At 56.7% G+C, this 6622-nt stretch carries 7 protein-coding genes; 2 read left to right on the top strand and 5 right to left on the bottom strand.

The genetic code is table 11. The features are described 5' to 3' along the window. Window positions 1–297: 297 nt before the first annotated feature. Window positions 298–1476: an MFS transporter gene (locus EOL86_11130; protein NCD26127.1), complete on the bottom strand. Its 1179-nt coding sequence runs from the start codon at window positions 1474–1476 to the stop codon at window positions 298–300. Between the two features lie 684 nt (window positions 1477–2160). On the opposite strand from EOL86_11130, the gene EOL86_11125 reads away from it, so the two are divergent. Continuing rightward, complete coding sequence (locus EOL86_11125) at window positions 2161–2877, top strand: peroxiredoxin (protein NCD26126.1); 717 nt, start codon at window positions 2161–2163, stop codon at window positions 2875–2877. Window positions 2878–3001: 124 nt separating this feature from the next. Further along, on the top strand, window positions 3002–4177 hold the full coding sequence (locus tag EOL86_11120) for a hypothetical protein (GenBank protein ID NCD26125.1): 1176 nt from the start codon (window positions 3002–3004) through the stop codon (window positions 4175–4177). A 272-nt stretch (window positions 4178–4449) separates the two neighbouring features. On the opposite strand, the gene EOL86_11115 is transcribed toward EOL86_11120, so the two are convergent. The 4 genes from EOL86_11115 to EOL86_11100 form a co-directional block, all read right to left on the bottom strand. Further along, entirely contained in the window at window positions 4450–4749 is a 300-nt protein-coding gene (locus tag EOL86_11115; GenBank protein NCD26124.1) for a hypothetical protein, read from the bottom strand. A gap of 32 nt (window positions 4750–4781) precedes the next feature. Continuing rightward, window positions 4782–5240, bottom strand: coding sequence for an iron-sulfur cluster assembly scaffold protein (locus EOL86_11110; GenBank protein NCD26123.1), 459 nt, complete (start codon window positions 5238–5240; stop codon window positions 4782–4784). Between the two features lie 23 nt (window positions 5241–5263). Then, on the bottom strand, window positions 5264–5638 hold the full coding sequence (locus tag EOL86_11105; GenBank protein NCD26122.1) for a CGGC domain-containing protein: 375 nt from the start codon (window positions 5636–5638) through the stop codon (window positions 5264–5266). A gap of 228 nt (window positions 5639–5866) precedes the next feature. Further along, window positions 5867–6622 (bottom strand): DMT family transporter (locus EOL86_11100; GenBank protein ID NCD26121.1); only part of this gene is annotated, 756 nt, incomplete at its 5' end.

The following is a 6622-nucleotide window of genomic DNA, read 5'->3' as shown; positions in this document are numbered from 1 at the left end:
TCAGCCAGACAAGGCCCAGGCGGTATTCGAGGAGCTCATGGCCCTGGATGGGTTCGCGCGCCCCGAATACAAGCATCTCTTCAACGAATTCGGCATCGAACTGCGCAAACGAAATATGATCTCGGAATCCATCCGCTACTATTCACGGGCCATCGAGCTCTGCGCGACGGACGAAAATCTGTTTTTTAATCTGGCCCGGGCCTTGTTCCATGGCGAACGTTTCGGCGAGGCGGAGCGGGTTCTGGATTCTTGCCTGGAACTGAACCCGTTTCACGGCGAGGCAAAGCGCTTCAAAGCCTATCTGGCTTCCGTGGGTTTGGCCTGAGCGCCATTTCGCAGTTCATGCACTCCGATCGCGAGCAGGGCCAGGACCATGCCCAGGCCAGCGCCCGTGACGCCACTCCAGCCGAACAGCTTGAAGAAGTGCCCGGTGATCGTGATCCCGATTGACCCTCCCACGTAATACCAAAGAATATACAACGAGTTGGCCCGGCCCCGGCTGGCCGAGAGGCGGCGGTTCATGTTGCCCACGGCCGAGGCGTGCACCGCGAAGAAGCCGGTGCAGGCCAGGGCCAGGCTGACGGCGACGCAGCCCAGGCGCGGGATGTGGCTCATGATCAGGGCCGCGCCCAGGATCAGGCTGCCCAGGACCATGGTCGTGCCGTTGCCGAAACGGTTGCTGAATTTTCCGGACAGGGGCGCGATGATGACCCCCGCGATGTAGGTCAGGTAAAGAAGGGTGATGGTCTGGGTGCTGGCCGAAAACGGCGGCTGGCTCAGGTAGTAGGGCAGATAGTTGAACGTTGACCCGAAGATGAACAGGGACGCAAAGCCGACCAAAAAAATTCGGATCAAATCGGGACGGCGCATGAGTTGGAGGTATCCTGGCCCGTGGGCCTGTTTTTCGGTGGGGCGGGGTTCTGGCGGGAGCAGGCAAACAGCGGCCAGGGATGTGGCCAGAACCAGAATCGAGGCCGTGACAAAGGCATAGCGCCAGTGCAGGGGGGGATGAATCCAGCCTCCCAGGAGCCGACCGCCCAATCCCCCGACGACCGTGGCCGAGACATAGGACCCCATGACGACGTTCAGCCGGTGCACGGGCAGGTTGCGGGCCAGATAGGTCGCGATGCAGGTGGTCAGGGCAGGGATGAACAGCCCCTGGGCCAGACGCAGCGCGATCAGGACGTTGATGTCCCGAACCAGGGCGCAGGCCAGACCCGCGCCGGAGACAACGGCGCCGCCCATGAGGATGAGTGGCTTGACCGGGTACATGTCGGCCAGACGTCCGAAGATCAGGGTGGAAAAGGCCACGCCCAGGATAACCATGGACACGGTCTGGGCCGCGCGGGCGATGGATACCCCGAATTCGGCCTGCAGCACGGGCAGCACGGGCTGAACCAGGTAGATGGTACTGAAGCAGGCGGAAACCAGGGAAAAAACCAGGGCTTGGAGAGCGAGGGACGACAGAGTTTTCATGGCGGGCATCCTTGGAATCGATGAGGGGGAACCTTGGCTTTCCATCCGGGGAATTGCAAGTCGAAAATCCAATGGAAACGGGGACAAGCATGGAGGGATAGCCCTCGACGCGGTCGGGCCGGGTGCGTTATCGTCCCTTGGCCGCGTTAGCGCACGGTGTTCGCATTGCAGGCTGGCGAAATGACGTTCATATATTGACGGGGTGCCCGATTCGTTCCGGATCGGCGGGATGGCTCGCCTCGTCGCTGGGGGAGATTTATATTTGCAATGCTCGGGTTCTTGTCGCGTCTTTGGAGGAAGCCATGTTTCTTGTTGAAATGCTCCGTCGGTTGATCAGCCAGGTCCGCGTCTGCCCGAGTTGCGGGCATCGTCAACCCGTCGGGTCGAACGAAAAAGGCCGGGTTCGGTGTGAAAAATGCGGGGCCCCGCTTCCTGACGCCAAACCCCGGGATCGAATCTGAAGATGATGTGGTGGATTGTGTTGGGGCCATGATCCGCCGCGAGCCCGGATAACGTTCCCCGGGGCTTTGGCCACGGATAAGCCTGTTTGGGATTTCCCGAAAAGGTCGGATTGGGATGTGATGATGTATAGCTTTTGTAAATATTCTTTGCTTTTTTTTATAGAATTAGCTAATAGCGGTATTGTTGATAGGGAATACTGTTACTATATATAAGGAGGTACGCATGGCAGAAGAAATGGCGGTGGGTTGTACCCGCCCCACGGCAGAAGTCGAAGAGGTGGTCGAAGAAACACCCCAACCCGTACCCGTAACCAAAGGAGAACGGCCCATGATTCAAGTTGGCAAAAAGGCGCCTGATTTTTCGGCTCCGGCATATTTCAATGGATCTTTCACTTCGATCAAATTGTCAGATTATTTGGGCAAATGGGTTGTCTTATGCTTTTATCCAGGTGATTTCACCTTTGTCTGAGCGACGGAAATCTCGGCGGTCGCCGAGAAGAACGCTGACTTCGCCAAGTTGGGAGTCCAGGTCCTGTCGATGAGCACGGACAGCATGTTCGTGCACAAGATGTGGGTCGATGACGAGTTGTCCAAAATGATCACGGCCAAGACGGTGCCTTTCCCGATGATGTCGGATGGCGGCGGAAACGTGGGCAAGATGTACGGTGTTTATGACGAAGCCGCCGGCGTGGACGTGCGCGGACGTTTTCTGATCGATCCCGATGGAGTCGTGCAGGCTTTTGAAGTGGTCGCGCCTCCCGTGGGCCGCAATATCATGGAAACCCTGCGCCAGATCCAGGCCTTCCAGCTCGTGCGCGAAAGCAAGGGCTCGCAGGCCACGCCTTCAGGGTGGAAGCCCGGAAAGCCCGTCCTGAACCCTGGCCCCGGCTTGGTTGGCAAGGTTTGGGAAGCGTGGTCCGTGGACAAAGCTTTCGATTAGACGTTATCGGAATAATCTTCCCCTCCGGCGTCCGTTTTTCGGGCGCCTTTTTTTTAGTTTCGACGACAAGCCCGTGGCGCGGGCATGTCGATGTGACCATTCATATCATCACGGGAGGCATTTCATGCGGACATCGCTTTCTCGGCCATCCGAAACGTATTCCCCGCTCTATTTCCTGACATCCCTTGGCGCGGGGGGCTTGGCCGTGTCGTTTTTCATGTGGCTCATGCATTGGGTCCGGCACCCTGGCCGGTCCGTGCCGGTTTTCGAGGACATCATCGCCGCGTTTTCCACTGGAGGAGGCATGGAGCGGGTCATGATCGGCGTGGCCGTGGCGGGTATCGCCTTCTATGCTTTTCTCAATGTGAAATACCTCGTCTGGAACATGTCGAGGTATTTGTCCTGGCGCCAGACCGAGGCGTACACGCGGCTGTGCGCGTCCAACGCCCAGACCCAGCTCATGGCCTTGCCGCTGGCCTGGGCCATGAGCGTCAATGTCTGCTTTATTCTGGGCATGGTCTTTGTGCCTGGATTGTGGAGCGTGGTTGAATTTCTCTTTCCGCTGGCTCTGGTCGCCTTTCTGATCATTGGCGCGGTGGCGTTTCGGATGCTGGGCGCTTTTCTTGGCCGGGTGCTGACGGCTGGCGGATTCAGTTGCGCGTCCAATAATTCCTTTGCCCAAGCCCTGCCCGCCTTTGCCCTGGCCATGATCGGGGTCGGCCTGGCCGCGCCGGCCGGATTGTCCGCGACGCCGCTGGTGGCTGGCGTGGGCCTGGTGTTGTCGACATTTTTTTTGGTGGCGACTCTGATTATTGCTGGCTTGGCCTTGGTGCTGGGGGTTCGCGCCTTGCTGGAAAACGGTGCCAGCATCGAAACCGCGCCAACACTGTCCGTGTTTGTTCCGCTGCTGACGATCATCGGTATTTTGGCCTTGAGACAGAGCCACGGACTTGACGAGCATTTCGCCCTGGCCAGTGGTGGAGCGGGCAGACTGATGCTTTTGTCGCGATATCTTTCGGCCCAGGTGCTGTTCGCGCTCCTTACCGGGCTCGTGTTGAAACGCTTGGGATACGCTGCTCGATTTATTTTTGGGAAAGAGGCTTCGGTGGGTTCCTACGCCTTGGTGTGCCCTGGCGTGGCGCTGTCCGTGATGATCCATTTTTGGTTGAATCGAGGGATGGTCGACGCCGGCCTGATTGCCAAGTTTTCGGCCGGATACTGGATGATTTCCGCCGTGGCCGTGGCTGTTCAGGTTGTGACCATGCGTTTGGTTTATATCTTGAACCGCAAACATTTTTAGGCATCGGTTCTACGTGTCCGCCAGCGCCGGCGGTGGGCCTTTATGTTCGCACAATGTCGGGTGGCGTTCTATGGATCGTCCCGACGGTTTTATGGCTGCCATGTTTTCGTCCATATTGACCAATCGGGCCCGTTCCCATTGCAGGACATTTTCTTCCAGTGGCATTTTTATTTTGCGTTCGACCTTGCGGAGCACCTCGCGTGCATCAGTTCTGGATTTTAAAAGGCCGCCTCCCATATCGAGAGGCGGCCTTTTAAGCGATTCGGGCGCTGTTAACCGATGTCTTCCAGGCGCTTTTTGATATTCTCAAGCTGCGCTTGTAAAGCATCTGCCTGATTTTGTAGTGCTTGTTTTTCGTTGATGGGATCCATGGCCATGGGGCGCACAAAGCGTCCGCGCGGTGCCGCCGCGAAAAAGCGATTGCGCCGGCCAAAGCCTCCCCCGTAACCTCCACCGTATCCAAACCCGCCACCGTTGGCGTAGCCCGGAGTCCCCGCTCCGGAGCAGAATCCCGCCCCGCGTCCTGTCATGGGACCCATGCCCATGGGCCCTGTTCCGTTACCAGCTGGCATTGTGCCCTCCTTTTCCGCATTGCGCGGAAATGTCATTGGTTTTTTGAAAGATGATTCGTGGATGTCATCATTTTCATAAAGCGATTTACCGCTTCATGGAGCGTCGCGGCCGCGAGAAAGGCGCAGTGGTGATGGTCTTCGGGTATTTGTCCCGCCTGGGCCAAAACCTGATCCCCATTGATGTCCAAAATTTCTTCGGCCGTTTTACCCAGGGCCAGCTCCGCTGCGATGGAGCCACAGACAATACTTGGTCCGCATCCATCGGTTTCAAAGGTGGCCGCGGAGGTTTTCCCATTGGCGAATTTAAGGTAAATAACCATTGTATCACCGCAAGATCCACGCAACTCAGCCCTGCTGTCAGCCTCGGGCAGCATTCCCATGTTGGGCGGCGAGCACCAGCGTTGAAAAGCGGTCTCGCCCCAGGTTGCCCTGGTGTCTTCATTAATACTGTCCTGCATGACCTGAATAATGCGGTCGAATTCATCGCCCATGCGGCGAAAACCTCCTTGCCTTGTTATTCAAATACTTCCGGAACATATCCGGCCGGCAGGTGCGCGGAGCCCTTGACGCAGGGGATTCCTGCTTCGTGCGCGGCCTGCTGGACGATCCGATCCACGTCCGGACAAAAACCCTGGCCCAATGCCCAACCATCCTTTTCTTTGTGCGCGAACATGCATGTGCACATATGAACGCGCTCCGCTCCCTTGCTTTTGAGGATTTTGGCTAGGTTTGTCACGTTGTCACCGGGGCAACGGCAGGTGAAGACTCCAATGAGTTCCGTGGAATCGTATCCCGAAAAGCCCTCTTGCTTGGAGGACAAGGCCTTGAAACAGGAGGTCAGCGGACATTTGGTTTCGTTTTTTTCACAGCGGATCAATCCGATTTTCATGCAGGGTCTCCATTGTCGGTCCTGACGGACACAGCAAGAGGGTGAATGGCTGTATTGCCGTTTGTATAAACGGAATAGCAATGGTGATGCCATGTTTGAGCGGGATATGAAAAATGTAACAAGTTGAAAAGATATGTAAAAATTATCTTGTCAGACTTGGGAAGATAAATGGAAGCGCAGGAGCGCTACTCTGTCCAGGAAGCTGCGTTGCGTTGACGCTGTCCCTTTTTAGGATGTGGAGTATCGAGAGGTTCTCAGCATCCTGGCGCAGCCACTGATCATGATCATGGCGCAGCCAGCTATTTGGAGAAGCGAGAGCCGTTCGTTGAAGAGCGTCCACCCAAAAATAACCACGGCCAGAGGCTCGAAATAGGCGAGGGTGCCAAAAACGGCGGCGGGTAGACGACTCAGGGCGTAGACTGCGAAGGTAATGGCCAAGAATCCAGGTAGAAATCCCGTGCAGAGGAGCCACAGGCCATTGGTCATGGAAATGGGTGTCCGGGCTGTCCAAAAAAACGGCAGCATCACGATCGCACCGGTCAAAAGTTGGTAGAAAGCTCGGGTCATGACTGGAATTTGCGAGTGGATCATGCGGTTGACCAGAATAAAACCAGCATAACAGCACATGGCCAACACGGCGAAGCCCAGACCGCTTGCATGATTGCCGTGGCTAGTGAAATCCAGTCGAAATTTCATCATGGCCGCGAAACCAAGCAGGGCCGTACCGATAAGGGTCCAGCCAACAAAATCAACTCGTTCTCCCATCCAGAAATGGGCATGGATCGAGGCCGCCACTGGCGCCAAATAAACGAGCATGATGGCGTTGGCCATGGAGGTCAGGTTCATGGCCTGAACATAAAAGATGATGAATCCAGCCAGAAGCACGCCATTGATAAGCACCGGCCAAGAAGGCCAGCGTCGTAACACGCGTGTCTGGGCCGTGGCGATCAGGAAGACGGCCAGAAATCCAGCGCCGAAAAACAA

The sequence above is a fragment of the Deltaproteobacteria bacterium genome (genome assembly GCA_009930495.1).
In the GTDB taxonomy this organism is placed as follows: domain Bacteria; phylum Desulfobacterota; class Desulfovibrionia; order Desulfovibrionales; family Desulfomicrobiaceae; genus Desulfomicrobium.
The sequence above is the reverse complement of the archived record's forward strand: the minus strand, read 5'-3'. Positions and strand labels throughout refer to the sequence as shown.

Excerpts from the sequence above, each read along its gene's own strand:
- EOL86_11130 (NCD26127.1), bottom strand. The coding sequence starts at position 1,476 with ATGAAAACTCTGTCGTCCCTCGCTCTCCAAGCCCTGGTTTTTTCCCTG.
- EOL86_11120 (NCD26125.1), top strand. The coding sequence starts at position 3,002 with ATGCGGACATCGCTTTCTCGGCCATCCGAAACGTATTCCCCGCTCTAT.
- EOL86_11115 (NCD26124.1), bottom strand. The coding sequence starts at position 4,749 with ATGCCAGCTGGTAACGGAACAGGGCCCATGGGCATGGGTCCCATGACA.
- EOL86_11110 (NCD26123.1), bottom strand. The coding sequence starts at position 5,240 with ATGGGCGATGAATTCGACCGCATTATTCAGGTCATGCAGGACAGTATT.
- EOL86_11105 (NCD26122.1), bottom strand. The coding sequence starts at position 5,638 with ATGAAAATCGGATTGATCCGCTGTGAAAAAAACGAAACCAAATGTCCG.